The sequence below is a fragment of the Clostridioides difficile ATCC 9689 = DSM 1296 genome, assembly GCF_001077535.1.
GTDB lineage: Bacteria > Bacillota > Clostridia > Peptostreptococcales > Peptostreptococcaceae > Clostridioides > Clostridioides difficile.
Genome location: NZ_CP011968.1, coordinates 1407397 through 1429589, shown reverse-complemented (window position 1 = coordinate 1429589; position 22193 = coordinate 1407397). Strand labels below are relative to the sequence as shown.

General features: G+C 29.8%; 16 protein-coding genes and 2 pseudogenes. All 18 read right to left on the bottom strand.

Annotated features, from left to right (window positions below; genetic code table 11):
* Positions 1-21: 21 nt before the first annotated feature.
* Positions 22-1269 carry a M16 family metallopeptidase gene (locus CDIF1296T_RS07000; protein WP_003438321.1) on the bottom strand — a complete coding sequence of 416 codons (1248 nt, stop codon included), beginning with the start codon at positions 1267-1269 and terminating at the stop codon, positions 22-24.
* A gap of 157 nt (positions 1270-1426) precedes the next feature.
* Positions 1427-2170, bottom strand: a complete 744-nt coding sequence (locus CDIF1296T_RS06995; protein WP_003438319.1) for a polysaccharide deacetylase family protein — start codon at positions 2168-2170, stop codon at positions 1427-1429.
* 265 nt (positions 2171-2435) lie between these two features.
* Positions 2436-4547 (bottom strand): polyribonucleotide nucleotidyltransferase, encoded by a 2112-nt coding sequence (gene pnp, locus CDIF1296T_RS06990; RefSeq protein WP_003438316.1) that lies wholly within the window; start codon positions 4545-4547, stop codon positions 2436-2438.
* A gap of 124 nt (positions 4548-4671) precedes the next feature.
* The gene (locus tag CDIF1296T_RS06985; RefSeq protein ID WP_009889099.1) at positions 4672-5517 is read right to left on the bottom strand and encodes a DegV family protein; all 846 of its coding nucleotides are present in this window, start codon (positions 5515-5517) and stop codon (positions 4672-4674) included.
* Between the two features lie 239 nt (positions 5518-5756).
* Entirely contained in the window at positions 5757-6014 is a 258-nt protein-coding gene (gene rpsO, locus CDIF1296T_RS06980) for a 30S ribosomal protein S15 (protein ID WP_003419491.1), read from the bottom strand.
* Positions 6015-6117: 103 nt separating this feature from the next.
* The gene (locus CDIF1296T_RS06970) at positions 6118-7047 is read right to left on the bottom strand and encodes a bifunctional riboflavin kinase/FAD synthetase (protein WP_003438310.1); all 930 of its coding nucleotides are present in this window, start codon (positions 7045-7047) and stop codon (positions 6118-6120) included.
* Positions 7048-7177: 130 nt separating this feature from the next.
* On the bottom strand, positions 7178-8083 hold the full coding sequence (gene truB, locus CDIF1296T_RS06965; protein ID WP_009896221.1) for a tRNA pseudouridine(55) synthase TruB: 906 nt from the start codon (positions 8081-8083) through the stop codon (positions 7178-7180).
* Between the two features lie 12 nt (positions 8084-8095).
* Positions 8096-8401, bottom strand: a pseudogene (locus CDIF1296T_RS06960) (DHH family phosphoesterase); the annotation flags it as partial.
* A gap of 117 nt (positions 8402-8518) precedes the next feature.
* Entirely contained in the window at positions 8519-9637 is a 1119-nt protein-coding gene (gene tnpB, locus CDIF1296T_RS06955) for an IS200/IS605 family element RNA-guided endonuclease TnpB (protein WP_032548186.1), read from the bottom strand.
* 648 nt (positions 9638-10285) lie between these two features.
* Positions 10286-10963 (bottom strand): annotated as a pseudogene (locus CDIF1296T_RS06945) (DHH family phosphoesterase); the annotation flags it as partial.
* Positions 10944-11324 (bottom strand): 30S ribosome-binding factor RbfA, encoded by a 381-nt coding sequence (gene rbfA / locus CDIF1296T_RS06940; protein ID WP_003428234.1) that lies wholly within the window; start codon positions 11322-11324, stop codon positions 10944-10946. The pseudogene CDIF1296T_RS06945 and the gene rbfA, both read right to left, overlap by 20 nt.
* A gap of 42 nt (positions 11325-11366) precedes the next feature.
* Positions 11367-13307 (bottom strand): translation initiation factor IF-2, encoded by a 1941-nt coding sequence (infB, locus tag CDIF1296T_RS06935; RefSeq protein ID WP_003438306.1) that lies wholly within the window; start codon positions 13305-13307, stop codon positions 11367-11369.
* A gap of 21 nt (positions 13308-13328) precedes the next feature.
* Complete coding sequence (locus CDIF1296T_RS06930; protein WP_003419470.1) at positions 13329-13640, bottom strand: L7Ae/L30e/S12e/Gadd45 family ribosomal protein; 312 nt, start codon at positions 13638-13640, stop codon at positions 13329-13331.
* Complete coding sequence (gene rnpM / locus CDIF1296T_RS06925) at positions 13630-13911, bottom strand: RNase P modulator RnpM (protein ID WP_003419469.1); 282 nt, start codon at positions 13909-13911, stop codon at positions 13630-13632. The genes CDIF1296T_RS06930 and rnpM overlap by 11 nt, the downstream gene beginning before the upstream one ends.
* 6 nt (positions 13912-13917) lie before the next feature.
* Entirely contained in the window at positions 13918-15072 is a 1155-nt protein-coding gene (gene nusA / locus CDIF1296T_RS06920; protein ID WP_003428238.1) for a transcription termination factor NusA, read from the bottom strand.
* 29 nt (positions 15073-15101) lie between these two features.
* Positions 15102-15563, bottom strand: a complete 462-nt coding sequence (locus CDIF1296T_RS06915; protein ID WP_003438303.1) for a ribosome maturation factor RimP — start codon at positions 15561-15563, stop codon at positions 15102-15104.
* Positions 15564-15766: 203 nt separating this feature from the next.
* Positions 15767-20065, bottom strand: coding sequence for a PolC-type DNA polymerase III (locus CDIF1296T_RS06910; protein WP_003438301.1), 4299 nt, complete (start codon positions 20063-20065; stop codon positions 15767-15769).
* Between the two features lie 214 nt (positions 20066-20279).
* Complete coding sequence (gene acd / locus CDIF1296T_RS06905; protein WP_003438294.1) at positions 20280-22103, bottom strand: N-acetylglucosaminidase; 1824 nt, start codon at positions 22101-22103, stop codon at positions 20280-20282.
* Positions 22104-22193 lie beyond the last annotated feature (90 nt).

Below are 22193 nucleotides of genomic sequence, written 5' to 3'. Positions count from 1 at the left end.
AGAGATTTACTTTTTTCAATATTAATCCAAGTGTAGAATCTTTTCTACATCTCTTCCAACTATACATGTACCAATATTTTCGATATTGAATACCTTATCAACAACCTTCTTTATTGAATTAATATTAACATTATTTATACATTCAAGTATTTCATCTGTAGTTTTTACTTTTTTACTAAGTAACATAGATTTACCAGTAGACATCATTCTACTGCTAGTACTTTCTAAATCCAATATATAATTTCCTTTTAACTGTTCCTTGCTTTCAGATATTTCTTTTTCTGTAAGATAGTTTTCTCTTATATTTTCAATTTCTTTCTTTATTAAATTATATACATCTTGTAAATTTTCTGTACTCATGCTTGCAAATATACCTAATTCACCACATTTCCTATATAATGTCTGTGATGAGTATATTGAATATACTAAACCTTTTTCTTCCCTTATTTTCTGAAAAAGCCTTGAGCTTATACTTCCACCGAAAATATTATTTACCACTGCCATTGAATAGACTTCTTCATCATTTTCAAAAGGAATACCTTTTAGGCACATAGCTAAGTTCACCTGTTCAGTGTCTTTATTTTTTGATATAAAGCAAGGATTAAACTTAGCCTCACTTATGTCTATACTTAAATTTTTCTTTTCCCAGTGTCCAAATTTTGATTTGATTTTCTCCACCATATCATCAAAGTTAAAATTTCCAGCTATAGAAATAACAGCGTTATTTGGAATATAATACTTATTTAAGTATTCTAACATGGATTCTCTAGTTATATTGTATAGAGATTCTTTTGTCCCAATTATATTCATTCCTAATCCATCATTAGCATATATATTTTCCACTAATAAATCATAAGATAAGTCATCTGGAGAGTCTTCATACATCTTAAGTTCTTCCAATATTATAAGTCTTTCCTTATCTATATCATTTTTATCAAATTTAGAATTTAGTATCATATCACTCAATACATCAATTCCTGTATCTATATGCTCATCTATTAGTTTTACATAATAACATGTACATTCTTTACTTGTAAATGCATTTATTTGACCACCCAAATTATCTATTGAACTAGCAATCTCTTTTGATGTTCTGTTTTTGGTTCCTTTAAACATCATATGCTCTATAAAATGAGAAGTTCCACTCACCTGTGCTTCTTCTATCCTAGAGCCTGCATTTATCCAAATACCTAATGTTATTGACTTTAGATATGGTATTTCTTCACCAATTATTGTAAGCCCATTTTCCAGTATTTTTGTCTTATACATTACATTCTCCTAACAATTTATTCTTTGTTTCATATTGGATTATTGAAAACACTATGTTTTAATTATATTTATTTTTTATATGTATTACATTATAAGTCAGTCTTTTAATTAATTCAACTACAACTTATACAATCTTAACCAAATATTTATACTTTGTCTACTTAAATACATCACTAAGTTTTCCTGGTTTTAGTCCTTTTTCTCTTACAATAGCTATAATATCATCTATACATTTTGTCGTTGCGTTGGTTGGATGCATTAAAATTATACTACTATCTTTAATGTCTTTTTTCTTCATTCTATCAATGATTACCTCTGGTTGGTCTTTGTATTTCCAATCTATAGTATCGGCATCCCATTTGATAGAAGTATACCCTAATGCTTTAGCAGCCTTTACTGTTTCTGGACCAAAAGAACCTGCTGGTGCTTGAAAAAATTTAGTTTTTTCACCTATAATTTCTTCAATTATCTTTTTAGAGGTCTCTATTTGCTCATAATTGTCTTCATATGATAATGTAGAATAATCTAAATGTTTGTATCCATGATTACCTATTTCATGTCCTTGTTTTTTTATCTTTAATAATTCATCCTTATTCTTTTCTGCCCATTTTCCAGTTACATTAAATGTAATCTTTACATTTTCTTTTTTAAGTGTTTCTAAAATGGATTCTACGTACTCTGTTTCCCATCCAAGGTCTATATTACAGGTTAATGCAACATATCCACTTTTATCCTTTGTACCTCTTTCATATGGTAAATCTACACCATTAAATAAATTAAATACTGGCTTGTTGTTAAATAACTTTAATACCATTACCCCTCCTGATAATACTAATAACACTACTAAAATTAGTATTATGATTTTTTTGAGCTTACTCTTATTAAGTACCATCATTATCATTAAAACTCCCCCTAATTATGTACAAATTGTTTCTTATTTAATACTATTAAAAATAAGCTCTGTTTATGCACTAAATATAACTTAAGTGATTCTATATATATCAATAAAGCTCTCTATTAATCAGCTTTTAAATAGCTTCTTTATAAGAGTAAAGCCTGACAGAAAAAGAACTATAAGCCATCCATAACTATCATTTTAAAATTATCTACTTTTTTGTATTTAAAAAAGCAAAATCCTAAGACTTTGCTTTTAATTATATAATAAGTTATTTATTTTTATGTTCTGGTTTTGGTAAAAGAACTTTTCTTGATAAATTAACTCTTCCTTTTTCATCAATCTCTGTAACTTTAACTTCAACTTCATCCCCTATATTCAATACATCTTCAACTTTGGCAACTCTTTCATGAGCTATATGAGATATATGAAGTAATCCTTCTTTTCCTGGAAGTATCTCAACAAATGCTCCAAAGTTCATTATTCTACTTACCTTACCTTTATAAGTTTTTCCTACTTCTGGTTCAACTACTATATTATTTATAAGTTCTTGAGCTTTCTTAATCATATCAATCTCAATACCTGATATAAATACTTCCCCAGTTTGTTCAATATCTATCTTAACTCCAGTTTCGTCTATTATCTTAGTTATTATCTTTCCACCAGGTCCTATTACATCTTTTATCTTGTCAGGATTTATTTGCATTTTAACAATCTTAGGTGCATATGGTGAAAGTTCTGGTTTTGGCTGAGATATAGTTTTTCTCATCTCTCCTAGTATATGGATTCTACCCTCTTTAGCTTGTTTTAAAGCACGTTGTAGAATTTCTTTATCTATACCATCAATTTTTATATCCATTTGTATTGCTGTTATACCATACTCTGTTCCAGCTACTTTAAAGTCCATATCGCCTAAATGGTCTTCCATACCTTGTATATCTGAAAGCACTGCAACCTTACCATCATGCTTTATAAGTCCCATTGCTATACCTGCAACCATATCTTTTATAGGTACACCTGCATCAAGTAAAGATAATGTTGAGCCACATACACTTGCTTGAGATGTAGAACCATTTGAACTTAATACTTCAGAAACTAATCTGATAGCATAAGGAAATTCTTCTTGAGATGGTATTACTGGTAATAAAGCTCTTTCTGCTAAAGCACCATGTCCTATTTCTCTTCTTCCTGGTCCTCTTGATGGTCTAGCTTCTCCAACACTATATGCAGGGAAATTATAATGATGCATATATCTCTTGTTTTCTTCTTCATCTAACCCATCTAGTTTTTGAACATCTCCTAAAGCACCTAAAGTAGCAACATTAAGTACTTGAGTTTGTCCTCTAGTAAATATGGCTGAACCATGAGCTCTAGGTATCATGCCAGTTTCACACCATATAGGTCTTATTTCTTCAAGTTTTCTATTATCTGGTCTTACATTTTCATGTACTATAAGTTTTCTTACTTCTTCTTTTATTATATCTTGTAATACTTCTTCTATATCTCCAACAAAATCTTCAAAATCTTCTAAAGTTTCTTCAAAGTGAGCTAAAGTTTCTTCTTTAACTCTATCCATATTTTCCATTCTCTCTAACTTTTCAAAAGTCTGAACTGCTTTTTTCATCTTATCAGTTGCAAATTCGCGAACCAATTGAGTTATTTCTTCTCCTGCATGGTATAATTCAACAGGCATTTTTTCTTTTCCAACTTCTGCAACTATACCTTCTATAAACTCAACTATTTTTTTTATTTCTTGGTGAGCAAATAAAATAGCATCAAGCATTACCTCGTCTGGAACTTCATCAGCTCCGGCTTCAACCATCATTATTGCTTCCTTTGTACCTGAAACAACTAGATGCATTGAACTTTTTTCTCTTTGCTCTGCGTTTGGATTTACAACAAATGCACCATCTACAAGGCCAACACATACTGAACCTGTTGGTCCATTAAATGGTATATCTGATATAGAAAGGGCTATTGAAGAACCTATCATTGCTACTATATCTGGTGTACAATCTTGGTCTACTGATAGAACTGTTGCAACTACCTGAACATCATTTCTAAATCCTTTTGGGAATAAAGGTCTTATTGGTCTATCTATCAATCTTGATGTAAGTATAGCTTTCTCTGAAGGCTTGCCTTCTCTCTTTAAAAAACCTCCAGGTATCTTACCTACAGAGTATAATTTTTCTTCATAATCCACACTTAAAGGAAAAAAGTCTATTCCGTCTCTAGGTTTGGCTGATTTAGTTGTATTTACCATTACCATACTATCACTGTATCGAACTATACAACTACCACTAGCCATTTCACAAATCTTTCCTATTTCTACAGAAAGTTCTCTTCCTGCAAAATCCATTTTAAATATTTTATGTTCAAACATTAATGCTTGTCCTCCTCTTATTAAAAAACACGTATATCACTCTATTTACTATATTATCAAAAATACTATAAATTAACAATATAAAATTATATTCACATATATATGCAAAAACCTTATATTACTACTAATTAGAACAACTTATAGCCAATATATCTGGCCCTGTATGAGAGCAAATAGAAACTCCTCCTCGAGTAAATAATACTCTTCTTGCTTTTATTCTTTTATTTACTTCATCTTTTAATATTTCACAATCGTGTAAATTATCTCCACAACCTATTGTGACGATTTTTCCTTCTAAAGACCCTTCATTCATTTCTAAAATTATATCGACCAATTTACTTGCTATATTCTTTATTCCTCTAACCTTATTTACCAACTTAGCTTCCCCATTATCAAAGAAAAATATAGGCTTTATATTTAACATATTTCCTATCAAAGCAGTTGCAACTGGAACTCTTCCACTCTGCTTTAAAAAATCAAGTGTATATGGTGCAAAAAGCAATCTTACACTACTGCGAGTATTTTCTAATTCATCTATAATTTCTTCAAATCCCAGTCCTTCTTCAAGAAGTTCACATGCCTTTATAACATATTGTCCACTACCTAGAGATAAATTTCTAGTATCAAATATATGTATTTTTTCATTTTCATTTACATCATTTTTAGCTATCATAGCACTTTGAAAAGTTCCTGATGCGTTTGCAGCCCCTGTCATACAGATTATATGATAACCTTCTGTTATGAACTTATCAAACACTTCTTTAAACTCCATATATGTAGCTTGTGAAGTTTTAGGTATTTGCTTGATTTCTTTTACTTTTTTATAAAACTCTTCTTTCTTTATATCTACTCCTTCTATATATTCCCTATCATTAAAAATAACTGTAAGTGGAACTATCTCTATATAATCTTTTTCTGATATTTCATCTGGAATATCGCACAAACTATCGCATACTAACTTTATTTTCAAAATAATATCCTCCTTATTCCAACTAATTATCCTGTTATAAAATTTCTATATTTATCCTGTCTTTCCTTTTAAATTGATTATGTATTTGTATACTATTTTAATATTCTTACCCAATATTATTCATTTTATAATTTTTTATAACATATAAACTACTTTTATTATTAACTATTTTACTTTATAATGAATTAACTATAAAAAAGCAGGTATACACTATACCTGCTTTTTTATAAAGAATGAAATTACTTTCTTAATCCTAATTTAGCTATTAATGCTCTATATCCTTCAAGATCTTTTTCCTTTAAGTAAGCTAATAAGTTTCTTCTTCTACCAACCATTTTTAATAGTCCTCTTCTTGAATGGTGGTCTTTCTTATGAGTTTTTAAATGTCCATTTAACTCGTTTATTCTAGCTGTTAATAAAGCTATTTGTACTTCTGGAGAACCAGTATCCCCTTCAGCTCTTCCATATTCTTTTATTATTTCTGATTTGTTTATCATTTAGATTACCTCCGTATTTTTTTAGAAACGCCTATTACTAAGCATTGATTGGAGTATTCAAATGCCGAGTAATGGTTATTTTCCTTAATCATTTTATCATACATTACTTGTTTTTGCAAACATAGTTTTCATACACATAATTTGTATCATTATACAATTGATTTTTTAAGTCATCTATTGAATTAAACTTTCTTTCATCTCTTATTCTTTCCAAAAATTCAACAATTATATTTTCCCCATAAATATCTCTATCAAACTCTAAAATATTTGTTTCAATAGACAAAGTTTTTCCATTAACTGTTGGGTTATAGCCTACATTTGTAGCACCAAAATAAGTCTCATCTCCAATATGTACAATAGAAGCATAAATACCTCTCTTTGGAACGAGCATATTATTCTTAAGGTCAATATTTGCCGTTGGGAATCCTATAGTTCTTCCAAGGTGTTTAGAATGTATAACACAACCTTCTAACTTGTAATTTCTACCCAAATATTCCTTGACATTAGCCATATCACCCTGGGATACTAAACTTCTAATATAAGTACTACTCACTCTTACATCATTGATTTTGATGGGTTTTATTACTTCTACCTCAAAACCAAATTCATGTTCTAAGCTTTTTAATAGATTAACATTGCCTTCTTTTGCCCTTGCAAATGTAAAGTCATGTCCAATTACTATCTTTTTAGCTTTTAATTTTTTTACTAGTATCTCATCTACGAAATCCTTTGCAGGTATTTTAGTCATATACTCATCAAATGGTATGATTACAACTATATCTATTCCCAAATCTTCTAATAATTTTATTTTATCATCATTGCTTATAATATTTTTTGTTGAGTTTGGTCTAAAGTAATTTACAGGATGATTTGCAAATGTAAATACAATACTCTGTATATTTTCTTTTTTTGCATGTTCAACTGTTTTTCCTATAAGAACTTGATGTCCTTTGTGTACACCATCAAAATTTCCTATGGTAATGACACTTTCTTTTATGTTTGCTATTTCTTTTATAGATTTTATAATCACCATAATAAATGTTCCCCGCTAAAATATAATTTACTCTTAACTTATTCACAAACTATTATAGCATAAGTAAAAGAGATAGACTATAGAAGTTATTATAGTACTATCTCTTTTGTTGTTTTTTTAAATACATTGGTTATATGAACATCTTATCACTTTTAACACTTATTGTATTATTGTGTTTTGATAACTTTCCTAATCCTAAGAAATTATCTGTACTGTATACTCTTACAAATTCATCATCTTTATCGAAATTATTTTTTAAAAACCTTTTATCATCTATTGAGCCACCATTACAATAATATTTTATAGCATTAGGGTTTAATACAACATAATTAAACGAATCAAGGACATAATCTATATCATATAAGTATTTGTCTAAAGTTTTATTTTCATAAAATAATTCTAATTCTTCTAATGTTATTGAATTATCTAAGTCAAATTTACCAGAAGATGTTCTATTCAAAAACGACATATGAGCTCCACAACCTAGATATTCTCCTATATCATGGCAAATACTTCTCACATAAGTACCTTTAGAACACTCAACATAAAACATTACTTTATTACCTTTTATACTTAGTATTTTTATGTCTTTTATATTTACTCTTCTTGTTTTTAAAGTAATTTCAGATTGTCTACCACTTCTTACTAAATCACACATTCTCTTTCCATTTACCTTTAAAGCTGAATAAATTGGAGGAAGTTGATTTATCTCTCCTCTTTGTGTGTCAAAAGCTCTTTCTATGTCTTCATTACTAAATTTAAAATCATCAACTTTTTTTAAAATTTCACCTGAAGCATCATAAGTATCTGTACTTATACCTAAAGTAAGCTCACATATATACGATTTATCTTTGTTTAAAATAACTTCACATACTTTTGTAGCTTTCCCTATACAGATTGGTAAAACACCTGAAGCATCTGGGTCAAGAGTACCTGTATGACCAACTTTTTTTATATTTAAAATCTTTCTCACTCTACTTACAACATCATGAGATGTCATACCTGTGGGTTTCAATATACTTATAATCTTATTCATTTTACTGTCACCTTAAATTGATTTTAACACTGCCTCTAGTACCATTTTCTTTGCATTATCAATACTATCTCTAATAGTACATCCAGCAGCCCTTACATGACCACCACCGCCAAATAACTTGGCTATTTCACTTACATCAACATAATTTTTTGACCTAAAACTCACTTTAATTTCATTTTGTTTTTTCTCTTTAAATAAAATTCCAACTTCTATACCTTTTATGTCTCTTGTATATGTTGTTATTCCATCAACATCATTAAAGCTAATATTATTTCTATTCATCATGTCTTGAGTTAAAACTATACTAGATACCTTTGACTGAACCTCCCATGACTAAAGTCACAGGGTTCCTGCTTCACAGAATTTTGCATATTAAAATATGTCTTACTAATTCTCCACAGGCTATCCCCGTAGTTCCTACGGTTCTTACATAAGTTATTTATTTTGAATCGTTATTAGTCTTAATCCTTCTTTTAATATATTTATACTTGCATTTATATCTCTATCGTGAGTTTCATTACAACTAGGACAAATCCATTCTCTTATATTTAAATCCTTAACTTCCTCGTTTTTATACCCACATTTATTGCATATTTGTGAACTTGCAAAGAATTTACCTACCTTTACAATTTTTCTACCATACCAATTAGCCTTGTATTCTAATTGACGAATAAATTCTGACCATGATACATCTGAAATTAAGCGAGATAGTTTACGATTTCTAATCATATTCTTTACTTGTAAATCTTCTATGCAAATAATATCATTCTCTTTTATTAATTTAGTAGATAGTTTTTGTAGAAAATCATTTCTTTGATTAGCTATATGTTCTTGAAGTCCTGCAACTTTTAATCTTGCTTTATTTCTATTTAAACTACCGATTGTTTTTCTCGATAATTCTCTTTGTAATTTAGCAAGCTTGTTTAATGACTTCTTAAGATACTTAGGATTTTCTATAAAGTCTCCACAACTTGAGATACAAAATTCTTTAATTCCTAAATCTAAACCTATATGATTATTAGTATTTTCAAATACTTCAATATCTACATCAGTACAGCATAATGATACATAATATCTACCACTTGGTTCTTTAGATATAGTAGCATTAAGTATTCTACCTTGAGGTACTTGTTTATCCCTTATCTTAACCATACCAAGTTTAGGTAGTTTTATATATTGACCACAATACATAATGTTTCCATTTGTAAAGTTAGTTTTATATGAAAATCTATTAATTTTCTTTGATTTAAATTTAGGAAATCCTGCCTTTTCTTTAAAGAATTTTTTATATGCATTATCTAAATCTTTTAAGGCGTTTTGTAGTGAAAATTTGTCAGGTTCCTTAAGCCATTTTAATTCTTTTTTTAAATTGGTCAAATCAGAACTACACTGTTTATAAGTAAAAGTTTCTTTATCGCTTTTATAAACATCTATTCTTTTAGCAAGATATTTATTATATACAAATCTACAACATCCAAAAGTTTTGTTAATTAACTCTTGTTGTTTTTTATTTGGATACATTCTAAACTTATAGGCTTTTTTCACTGCTATCACCTCACGTTAATTGTTTTTTGATACACTTTTTAATGATTTTATCATATTTAATATATTATATAATGCTGTGGTGAACAATTTATTAATCACCTATCATAATATTAACAAATGTAATTATTTAAAACAATTATTTAGAAGGTTTTATATTTAATTTTAAATAACATATTTAAGAACCGTAAGTCTTAACTTTTATCATTTTTGAGGTTGTCGTTCACATAAGTTCGCTACTACCTATGCAGTTCTCTTATGAACTTCTTACACTTTCATGCAAGCACAGACTATATCTTATCCTTCGGCATTATCCGTTAAGGTCTACCCACTTCCACTACCAATAGCTTGTAGTGTACTTCCCTCAAGAGGAATAGTCGTTGAAGTTTCTCCTATTCGGAGCTTACCTGCTGATTGCCCATTTTAAAGTACTTAGGGTTTAACCTTATACCATCTAACCAATTTTTTCTACTTTCGTAACTTTCACACTTAGGTTTATTTCATCCTTATGTTTTAGTTTGGTTAGCTTTAGGGGTTTCCAGCAATTCAAGTAGTATTGGATAGGTTTTATCCTATCTCTACATATAAGTTTCCCTATATGCTGACTATTTTAGCTACTAACTCATGACTAAAGTCACGAGTGTGCGTAACTATTTTTTAATCAAATATCTCCAAACCCTTTAGAGCTTCTCCTAATAATTTGTAATAACCAGAAGAATTGCTTTGATATATATTTTGTATTATAGTATTTTTTTGTGCACCTAAAACAAGTAAATTTTTTGCCATTTCAAAGCTACTTGCATGTACATTTGAATACGAAAAGTTTCCAGTATCAGTTACAAGACCTGTATATAAACATGTTGCTATATCTTCATTTATAATATTAATATCTTTTATTTGCTGAAATCTAACTAATAAATTATAAACTAATTCACATGTAGAAGATGCATCAATATCTACATAATTTAAATCTCCATATGAATCATTACTAGCATGATGGTCAATACAGATTAATTTTGATGCATTATTTTTGATTTCATCACTCACACATATTCTCATCTTATCCCCACAATCAAGTGCAATTAGAGAATAGTTCTTCATATTAAATTCATTAGACTTATAGATTTTTACACCTTCAACCAAAAACCTTAAATTTAATGGAGCTTCATCATCAAGTACATAATATACATTTTTTCCTAAATTCTTCAATGTATAATACATTGAAAGTGTAGAACCAATATTGTCTCCATCTGGACTGATATGAGAGGTAACTATAAAATAGTCACCCTCATAAATATAGTTTATAATACTATCCATATTATTCATCATAATTTTCATCCTCATTTTGTTGAGCATTTTTTTCATTAACTCTTTTTATAAGGCTATCCATATACATTCCTTTTTCTATTGAATCATCAAGTTTAAATACTATCTCAGGAATATATCTAAGTTTTATATTTTTTCCTACTTCTCTTCTTATATATCCTCCAGCACTTTTAAGACCTGTTAGTGTGGATTCTTCATCTCCACCTAGAATACTTACATATACATAAGCATATCTTAGGTCATTTGTAACTTCTACATCAGTTACACTCACCATAGATGTTATTCTAGGGTCTTTTACTCCATTTATAAGCATAGTACTTACGACTTTTCTTATTTCTTCTGCTATCCTTCTTGTTCTATTATATGATGCCATACCATCGACCTTCTTTACTAACTGATTTTCTTTGATACGAATTTATAATTTTCTTTCTACTTCTTTAGTTATATAAGCTTCTACTATATCGCCTTCTTTTATGTCGTTATAATTTACAAAACTCATACCACATTCGTATCCAGAATTAACTTCTTTTACATCATCTTTAAATCTCTTAAGTGCTGCAAGCTCACCTTCATGTATTATTATGCTATCTCTAACTAATCTTACTTTACAATTTCTAAATATCTTACCATTAGTCACATAACATCCAGCTACTGTTCCAACACCAGATATTTTATATATTTCTCTTATTTCAGCTTTTCCTGTTTCTTCATCAACATATTCAGGGTCTAACATACCAGTCATAGCCGCTTGTATATCTTCTATTGCCTTGTATATTATAGTATATGTTCTTATATCAACATTTTCTTTTTCTCCTAGAGATTCTGCACCTGGAACTGGTCTTACATTGAATCCTATTATTATTGCGTTAGAAGCTGCTGCAAGTAATATGTCTGATTCTGTTACAGCTCCAACACCACCATGTATTACTTTAACTTGAACTTCTTCATTTGATAATTTTTCTAAAGATTGTTTAACTGCCTGTACTGAACCTTGTACATCTGCTTTTATAACTATATTAAGGTCTTTTATAGAACCTTCACTCATTTGACTAAATAGAGCATCTAGTGATAATCTTTGAGTTGATTTTAACATTTCATCTCTAACTATTTGTTGTCTTCTTGCTGCTACACTTCTAGCAATCTTATCAGTTGGAACTTCGACAAATTGGTCTCCTCCTTGTGGAACTTCTGATAGACCTAATATCTCAACTGCTGTAGATGGTCCTGCTGTTTTTACTCTCTTACCTTTTGCATTTATCATTGCTCTAACTTTACCACATGCAACACCTGCAACGATTGGGTCACCTACTGTTAAAGTACCACCTTGAACAAGTACTGTTGCAACTGGCCCTCTTCCTTTATCAAGCTCAGCTTCTATAACAGTTCCTACTGCTCTTTTATTTGGATTAGCTCTTAACTCTTCCATTTCAGCAACCAATAATACCATTTCTAAAAGTGTATCTATTCCTTCTTTTTTCTTAGCTGATACTGGAACTGCTATTACTTCTCCACCCCAGTCTTCAACTAATAATCCTTGGTCTGCTAATTCCTGTTTAACCTTATCTGGGTTTGCACCTGGTTTATCTATTTTATTAATAGCAACTATTAAAGGTACACCTGCTGCTTTAGCATGGTTTATAGCTTCAACTGTTTGAGGCATTATACCATCATCTGCTGCAACTACTAATATTGCTATATCTGTAACTTGTGCTCCTCTTGCTCTCATTGATGTGAAAGCCTCATGTCCTGGAGTATCTAAAAATACTATTTTGTGTCCATTGATTTTAACTTCTGAAGCACCTATATGCTGAGTTATTCCTCCAGCTTCACCTGAAATCACATCAGTTTTTCTTATTGCATCTAGTAAAGATGTCTTACCATGGTCAACATGTCCCATAACTGTAACAACTGGTGGTCTAGGTTTTAAATCCTCTTCTTTATCTTCTTCAATTTCCATTAAAGCTTCTATTTCTAAAGCTTCTGTATCATCACTTTCAGCTACTGTTAATTCAAAGCCATAGTCTTTGGCAGCCAAGGCAGCAATCTCAAAACTTATCTCTTGATTTATTGTTGCCATAGTTCCCATTTTCATAAGCTTCATAATTATTTCTGATGGAGATTTATCTAATTTCGTTGCTAATACTTGTACTGTCAACTTTCCATCTATTTCTATAACATTTCCATTTTCTTGAGATAAATCTTCACCTAACATTTCAAGTGCTAATTCTAACTCTTCACCTTCTAATACTGAATCTTTGTCAGTTACATTTATATCTAATTCAGCTAACTTATTTATAAGCTCTTCATTTGATATATTTAATTCTTCTGCTATTTGGTATACTCTTGTTTTTGACACAAGATCACCCCCTATTTTATTTTAAATTTCTATTAGTTCAATTATCTTTTTAGAAAAATTTTCATCTTTTATTCCTACAACTGCTCTTGGAGATTTTCCTATTGCAAATCCTATTTCCTCTTTTGTTGAAAAAAATAGATATGGAATATTTCTAAAAGTTGATTTATCTTTAAAAAGTTTTTTAGTATTATTTGATGCATCTTCTGCGATTAAAATCAAATTTACTTTTCCTTTTTTAAGGTCAAGCAAAGTTGAATCATCACCAGACACTATTTTCCCTGCACGAGTTGCGAGCCCTAAGAACGAAAGTACTTTTTCTTTATTATTTTTCATATTCTTCTAACTCCATAAGTAGATTATCATAGACTTCATCAGGAACATCTATTTTAAAAGCTTTATTTAATGCTTTACTCTTTATAGCTTTTTTTAGACATTCAGAGCTTTTACATACATATGCTCCTCTTCCATTGGCTCTTCCTGTTGGGTCTAAAAATATTTTTCCTTCTTTATTTTTAACTATTCTTATAAGCTCTTTTTTAGAGTCTCTATCTTGACATGCTATGCATTTTCTTTGAGGCACTTTTTTTACTTTTTTCAAAATCATCCCTCCTTACTCTTCTTCACTAAAATTATCCTCTGAAGTATCTAACTCTTCTTGGTCGATAAATTCAGCTTCAACATCCTCAGCTTCTATTTCTTTGGAATTTTCAAGATTTAACATTTCTTGTTCTGCTTGAGATTCGCTCTTAATATCTATTTTCCAGTTAGTCAATTTTGCTGCTAGTCTTGCATTTTGACCTTCTTTACCTATAGCAAGCGATAACTGATAATCTGGAACGATTACTAAGGCAGACTTTTCATCTTCATCTATATCTACTCTAACAACTTTTGATGGGCTAAGTGCTGCTGATATAAACTCTGCTGGGTCTTCACTATATTTTATTATATCTATTTTCTCATCGCCAAGTTCATCCACTATATTTTTTACTCTAAGTCCTTTTGGTCCAACACAAGCTCCAATTGGGTCTATTTTTTCATCTATAGATCTTACTGCCATTTTAGTTCTTGACCCTGCTTCTCTTGCTACAGATTTTATTTGAACTATTCCTTCATATATTTCAGGAACTTCTTCTTCAAACAATCTCTTTACTAGACCCGGATGACTTCTTGATACAACTATTTGAGGTCCTTTGTTAGTCTTTTTAACTTCAAGTATATAGAATTTTATTTTTTGACCTGCTTTATAATTCTCAAATGGTATTTGTTCACTTTGAGTCATTATACCTTCTATTCTTCCAAGATTTACATAAACAACATTTTTATTTGCTCTAGCAACCTCTCCTGTAACTATTTCATTTTCTTTTTCTATAAATTCATTATACACTATTTCTCTCTCAGCTTCCCTTATTCTTTGAACAACTACTTGCTTTGCTGTTTGAGCTGCAATTCTTCCAAAGTTTTTAGGTGTAACTTCATGTTCTATAATATCACCTAATTCATAATTAGGGTTTATCTCTCTAGCATCTGCTAACTCTATTTCTAAGAAAGTATCATATAAATCTGATTCATCAACAACAACTCTTTGAGAAAATACTTTTATATCTCCCTTGTCTCTATCAAATTCAACTCTAACATTTTGTGCTGAACCAAAGTTTTTCTTGTATGCAGTTAAAAGAGCTTGTTCTATAGTATCTATAAGTATTTCTTTATCTATACCTCTGTCAACTACTAATTCATCTAATGCTTCCATAAATTCATGATTCATTTTTTATATCCTCCCTATTTAATATACCACTAAAACTTTATTGCTAATCTGACAATAGCAACATCTTTTCTATTAAATTCCATTTCCTTACCATTTGCAATGATTTTTATATTATTATCTTCTGTTAATCCTACAAGTTCACCTTCAAATTGCTTACATCCATTTAATGGTTTATATAATTTTAAATCTACATCTCTACCTTGATATCTAACAAAATCTCTGTCTTTTTTTAATGCTCTATCAAGTCCTGGAGAAGATACCTCTAAAAAGTAATTTTCTTTTATAGGGTCTTTTTCATCTAGTATTGGACTTAATTCTCTACTAACTAATTCACATTCATTTAAAGATATTCCTTCTTCTTTATCTATGTATACTCTTAAGTAGTATTCTCCTGCTTCTTTTACATATTCAACATCAACCATTTCAAATCCATGTTCATCCGTTATTTTAGTTACAATCTCCTCAATTGTAGCTTCTAAATTTTTTTTCATTAAAGTTCCTCCTATTCAATTGTAAATGACCAGTTTATATAATCTTAAATAAAATATATTTAATAAAAATAAACCAGCTTTTTAATAATATATTTAAAATAAAAGAGTGAGAACAGCTGTCTCACTCTTAGTTTCTGCAAAGTATACTATTTTCTATACTATGATATCATAAAATTCTTTTATTTGCAACTTTTTGGGCTAACTTAAAACAATGACAATTGATTTCTCTCACTCATATTCTCAAGTGAACCATGATTAGTAAGAGTTTCTATTACCGTTTTTGATATTTTTGTTCTCTTTCTCAAATCTTCTTTTGATATAAATTCACCATTTTTTCTTTCATTTTGGATGTTTATAGCCGCATTTCCTCCAAGACCTTGTATTGCTGCCATTGGTGGAAGTAATGTTTTTTCTCCTACAACTATAAACTCAGTTGCATCTGATTTATATATATCAACTGGTAATAATTTTATTCCTCTAGCATACATTTCAAGAGCAACTTCTAAAACGGTCAACATACCTTTTTCTTTTGTGGTTGCATCATTTCCCAGTGACTCAATTTCATTTATTTTTGATTTTATAGCATCTAATCCTTTAACAATTAAATCTGCATCAAAATCCTCAACTTTTGTCGTAAAATAAGTCGCATAAAATGCTTCTGGATAGTGAACTTTACAATATGCAATTCTAAATGATGTCATTACATAAGCAACAGCATGTGCTTTTGGGAACATGTACTTTATCTTTTTACATGAGCCTATATACCATTCTGGAACATTATTTTTTTTCATTTCTTCAATGTGTTCTGGTTTTAAACCTTTACCTTTTCTTACGCTCTCCATTATTGTAAAACTCATTTTGGGAGGTAATCCTTTAAATATTAAATAGTTCATTATGTCATCTCGTGTAGATATAACATCTTTTAATCCAACTATATCTTCTCTAACTAAGTCTTGTGCATTATTTACCCAAACATCTGTCCCATGAGAGAGACCAGATATACGTACAAGTTCTGCAAATGTAGTAGGTTTTGTGTCAAGTAACATTTGTCGTACAAACTTAGTTCCAAACTCTGGTACAGCAAGGCAACCTATAGGACAGTTTATTTCTTCTGGTGTAACACCTAATGCTTCTGTAGATGTAAATAGAGACATAGTCTCTTTATCATCTAAAGGAATTTCTGTTATATTTATTCCAGTCATATCTTCAAGCATCCTTATAATGGTAGGACCGTCGTGTCCAAGTATATCAAGTTTAAGTATTCTACCACTTATTGAATGATAATCAAAGTGAGTAGTTATAACACCACAAGAAGTATCATTTGCTGGATACTGTATAGGTGTAAAATCGTATACATCTTTATAGTCTGGTATAACCATAACTCCACCAGGATGTTGTCCTGAGGTTCTTTTTACTCCAGTACATCCATTTGAAAGCCTAAGTACTTCTGCATTTGGTACACTTATATTATTTTCTTCCACATATTTTCTTGCGTATCCAAAAGCTGTTTTTTCTGCTACAGTACCTATAGTCCCAGCCCTATATACATACCCCTCTCCAAATAGTTCTTCTGTGTATTTATGAATTGTTGGCTGATAATTTCCTGAGAAATTTAAGTCTATATCTGGTTCCTTATCACCTTCAAAACCTAAGAAAACCTCAAATGGAATATCATGACCGTTTTTAGCAAGTTTTCTTCCACACTTTGGACAATCCTTGTCTGGTAAATCAACACCTGAGCCCCATTCACCTATTTCATAAAAGAATGAATATTTACAGTCTTCGTTTTCACAAATATAATGTGCTGGAAGAGGATTAACTTCTGTTATATCACTCATAGTAGCTGCAAAAGATGAGCCAACTGAGCCTCTTGAACCAACTAAATATCCATCTGAAAGAGATTTTGCAACCAGTTTTTGAGCTATAATATACATAACTGCATACCCATTGCTTATTATTGAATTTAATTCTCTATCCAGTCTTTTTTGAACTATTTCTGGTATTGGGTCTCCATAGATTCGTTTGGCTTTTTTGTAACACATTTCTCTTAACTCCACATCTGAGCCCTCTATAATTGGAGGATAAGTATCATCTGGTATAGGTTTTATATCTTCAACCATATCGGCAATCAGATTACTATTTTCAACTACAACTTCATATGCCAATTCTTCTCCAAGATAACTAAACTCTTCCAACATTTCATCTGTTGTTCTAAAATGTAAATAAGTTTCTTCTTCATCTACTTTAAAACCTTGAGAATATTTAAGAACTTTTCTTAAGACAGCTTCATGTTTGTCTAAAAAATGAACATCCCCAGTAGCTACTGGAATTTTGTCAAATTTTTTGGCTGTATCAATTAATTTCCTATTCAACTCCCTTAACTCTTCTTCGTCCTTTACTTCTCCTTTATCAATCATAAATCTATTATTATCTATAGGCATTACTTCAATATAATCGTATAAATCTATTATTTTTTTCATTTCCTCATCAGACACGTTTTTCTTTACAGCTTGAAAAACCACCCCAGCTTCACAAGCCGAACCAATTATTAATCCTTCTTTATATTCATTTAATACACTTCTAAGGATTCTTGGTGCTCTAAAAAAATGATTTACATGTGCATCTGAAATTATTTTATATAAATTTTTTATACCTATAGAATTTTTTGCTATCAAGGTTATATGATTTGTGCTAAGCTTTGTGTAATCAATCTTTCCAAGTATATTGTTTACATCACTTAGAGTTTTTGCACCTTTTTCTGTAAGCATCTGCAAAAACTTATTAAATATAAGTGCTGTAGCTTCAGCATCATCCACTGCTCTATGGTGATTTAAAAGAGGAATACCAAGTTCTTTTGCAACGACATTTAATCTATGTCTTTTTAAGTTTGGTAACATTACTCTTGCTAACATAAGTGTATCTACTTTTTTGTTATTATATAACAAGCCTTGTTCCCTACATTTTTGCGATATAAATCCAGTATCAAACTCTGCATTATGTGCTACTAATACACTATCTCCAACAAATTCCATAAACTTAGGAAGAACTTCTTCAATGGTTGGCTTGTCTTTAATTAATTCATTAGTTATTCCTGTCAATTCCTGTATCTTATAAGAAATATCTTTTTCAGGATTTATTAACTCACTAAATCTATCTACAATCTTAAAGTTTTCTATTTTTACAGCACCAATCTCAGTTATTTTATCATTTGTATTAGAAAAGCCAGTTGTCTCTATGTCAAATACAACAAATGTCTGCGAAAGTTCTTTATCATTTGCATCCTCTATAATGAGAGAATCATCTTCAACCAAGTACCCTTCTACTCCATAAAGTATTTTTATATTATTTGACTTACCTGCATTCATAGCATCTGGAAATCCTTGTACAACACCATGGTCTGTTATAGCAATAGCAGAATGACCCCATTTGGCTGCACGCTCTACAAGCTTTTTAACAGAACAAATAGCATCCATAGAAGACATTTGTGTATGTGCATGGAGTTCTACTCTTTTTTCCTCTGATTTATCTTCTCTCTCTATTCTAGTTTCTTTTCTTATCCCACTAATCATCATACTAATTTCTCTTTGATATGTATCATAAACTATGTCACCCTTGATTTTTAAGTATGCTCCTTTTTTAACATTTTCAAGTACTCCATCCTTATTTGTATCTGTTAAAAAAAGTTTACAGCTTATTGAGCTAGTATAATCTGTAATTGAAGCTATCATAAGTATTTTTCCGTTTTTAAGTTCTTTAGTGTCAACATCAAATATATCTCCAACAACTGCAACTGTTCCAGAAGATGCATTTAATTCAACTATATTTTCAATCATAGCATTTGCATTATCTCCATAGATTAAATTTTCATCTACATCAGACTTAATGACATAACTTTCCTCTTCATTTTCTTCACAGTTATTAACTTTTCCAATTTCTAAAGCCCTAATTTTTTCTTCCATTTCTCTATCATTGATTCTTATGAGTCTTTCTTTATTTACCTTTTCATCAACAGCTTTTTCTATTGTTATATTTAAATCTAATCCCAACTCTTCGCTAAGCACGGTTTTAAGTACATAAGTTACATTTTTTTTCATTAATCGCTCATAAAATATACCTTTTGGAAGTTTTATTTTTAATTCTTCTTCTAAACAAAGAAATTCTACTTGTTTATACCACCCTGCAATAGATGGACAAAGATACTTTAATATATACAATATATTATTCCAATATTTTTTTATAACATCTTTATTGGATTTTCTTTCAAGACCAGTAAATCTTATCTTCATCCTCATATCTTTAAAATAATCGAGTTTATACATCAATTCTTCTTTAAATTTATCTAAAAGTTCATGAGAAACAATATCTTTAGAAGTTAGATAAAAATAAACTATCTTATCTTCCTTAAAATAAACTACTCTATTTATATAAACTTCTTTAAGTTGCTTTCCAAGACCACTATTATTAATTTCTAACTTATCCAAATATTCCTTAATACTTTCCATATATATCCTCCTTTCTCAAAATTATCTTTATATATATTATTACCACTTTTTATCTATTTCTACCCATTACTCACTTATATTTACTTAGAATTAATATTATAACATAAAAGTTTTGTTAACATTAAATTTACAGATTATAAATTATATACAAAAAGACTATAGATAATTTAAATAAAATGAAAACTACCCATAGTCTATATTTTTTATTTATGTATTACTTATATTGAGGAACTTCAAAAACCAAACTACTTCCTCCTCCATAAAGACCAATTAAATTTTCCATAATTCCAGAAATTCCATTAGCCCAGTTTACATCAGTTGCATACTGATGCCATGTATAATCATAATTCCACTTCATCTTGTAAATAGTATTCTGATTGTACTTAGAACTATTTACGTAATTTTGTGATATCCACTTTGCAGAGCCATCTATTGTAGCTTCTACACTAGTCCAGCCATTGGAATACGCTGCTTCTGCACCTGAAACATTAGCACTTTTATCTATTGCTCCTATACCAAAAAAATTGTATACTTTAACTGGCTTACTAAGAGGTTGTCCCTTATAAGATGTTAATGTTTGACCTTGGGCAAGTGTAGACTTACCATAAGCAGTTTCCCACATAGCATGAGATACTAGATATACAACATCTATATTATACTTCTTGGCAGCATTTATAAAGGCTGCTCCCTGGTTTTTAAATACACTAGAAGATAAACCATTAAGATACGAGTTAAGACTTGATTCTGAAATACCATCTCTATAACTGTTAATCTTTAAAAACTGCATCATACCTTTAGTAGTATTTGTAAAATTCTTAGGATTTAAATAATATTCTATATCACTTGAACTTGCATTTACAAATGAGCTTGTTCTTTGAGCTGAAAAAGTACTAAATTCAGGACTTGGAGTGCTTTTCCTATTACTTGGAGCTATCACATTTCCTCCTGATGCTGCTTTCTCAACTTGTTTACTTATATGAGATTCTAAAGTATAACTCAAAGATTTATAATCAATTTTAGCCCCACTTATACCTGACATACCATTTACTTGACCTGATGATGAAGAATTATTGCCATTACTATTAGAACTGTTATCAGAGTTACTATTTGAGTTATTATTTGAAGTATCTGCTGAAGTAGATAAATAATTGCCTACTACAAATGCTTCTTTATTGTTAAAATTAATCTTAGCCCATCCACTACTTTCTGATAGTACAGTTACTTTACTTCCTTTATAAACTTTTCCCAACTTACTATATGTAGAACCTGGTCCACTTCTTACATTTAAAGAAGCTGTATTTACAACCTTATCAGTATTCTTTTTATCATTGCTTTGACTAGAATTGTCTGAATTACTTTGACTTACATCCGATAAGTACATACTAGATACATAGGCATCTTTTCCATTATACTTTATTTTTGACCATCCATTACTTTCTGATATTACTTCTACTTTACTTCCTTTTGGCAACTTGCCTAACAAACCATAACTTGTATTTGGTCCACTCCTTACATTTAGTGAAGTTGTATTCACTTGTTTAGTTTTTGATTTATTAGTTGAGTTTGAAACGTCTCCTAAATAAGAGCTAGATACATATCCTAGTCTTCCATCATATTTGATTTTAGACCATCCATTACTCTCTGATATTACTTCTACTTTTTGACCTTTTTTTAGTACAGTTATTACTCTGTAACTTGTACCTGCTCCATTTCTCATATTTAAACTATTTGAAATAACTTGTTTTTCTTTATTTGTAGACGTTCTTAAAGAGTCACTATTTGATTTTGCTATATATTTTGATGAAGCCCAACCTTCTTGTCCAGATTCAGCTTTTATTTTATACCATCCATTAGAAGAGTCTTTAATCAAAACTTTATCATCTTTTTTAGCAACAAAGGCTATGCTACTTTCGGCAGTTGGTTCATTTCTTACATTTAAATAATTTATAGTCACTATACCTATATCTCCATCAGCATGTGCATTTACCACACCTAAGGGTAACATAGCCAATGTTGCTAAAGCTGCTTTTTTCTTCACGTACTTCCCCCGCCCTTCTTATACACTAAAACAATTTTAATATAATTATACGACAACTTGTTATTTTAGTAAATATTGTCTATTTATACT

Excerpts from the sequence above, each read along its gene's own strand:
- rbfA (WP_003428234.1), bottom strand. The coding sequence starts at position 11,324 with ATGGCATCATATAATAGAACAAGAAGGATAGCAGAAGAAATAAGAAAA.
- rpsO (WP_003419491.1), bottom strand. The coding sequence starts at position 6,014 with ATGATAAACAAATCAGAAATAATAAAAGAATATGGAAGAGCTGAAGGG.
- pnp (WP_003438316.1), bottom strand. The coding sequence starts at position 4,547 with ATGTTTGAACATAAAATATTTAAAATGGATTTTGCAGGAAGAGAACTT.
- CDIF1296T_RS06915 (WP_003438303.1), bottom strand. The coding sequence starts at position 15,563 with ATGAAAAAAAATTTAGAAGCTACAATTGAGGAGATTGTAACTAAAATA.
- CDIF1296T_RS06970 (WP_003438310.1), bottom strand. The coding sequence starts at position 7,047 with ATGGTGATTATAAAATCTATAAAAGAAATAGCAAACATAAAAGAAAGT.
- nusA (WP_003428238.1), bottom strand. The coding sequence starts at position 15,072 with ATGAATCATGAATTTATGGAAGCATTAGATGAATTAGTAGTTGACAGA.
- truB (WP_009896221.1), bottom strand. The coding sequence starts at position 8,083 with ATGAATAAGATTATAAGTATATTGAAACCCACAGGTATGACATCTCAT.
- CDIF1296T_RS06930 (WP_003419470.1), bottom strand. The coding sequence starts at position 13,640 with ATGAAAAATAATAAAGAAAAAGTACTTTCGTTCTTAGGGCTCGCAACT.
- CDIF1296T_RS07000 (WP_003438321.1), bottom strand. The coding sequence starts at position 1,269 with ATGTATAAGACAAAAATACTGGAAAATGGGCTTACAATAATTGGTGAA.
- CDIF1296T_RS06910 (WP_003438301.1), bottom strand. The coding sequence starts at position 20,065 with ATGGAAAGTATTAAGGAATATTTGGATAAGTTAGAAATTAATAATAGT.
- CDIF1296T_RS06995 (WP_003438319.1), bottom strand. The coding sequence starts at position 2,170 with ATGATAATGATGGTACTTAATAAGAGTAAGCTCAAAAAAATCATAATA.
- rnpM (WP_003419469.1), bottom strand. The coding sequence starts at position 13,911 with ATGATTTTGAAAAAAGTAAAAAAAGTGCCTCAAAGAAAATGCATAGCA.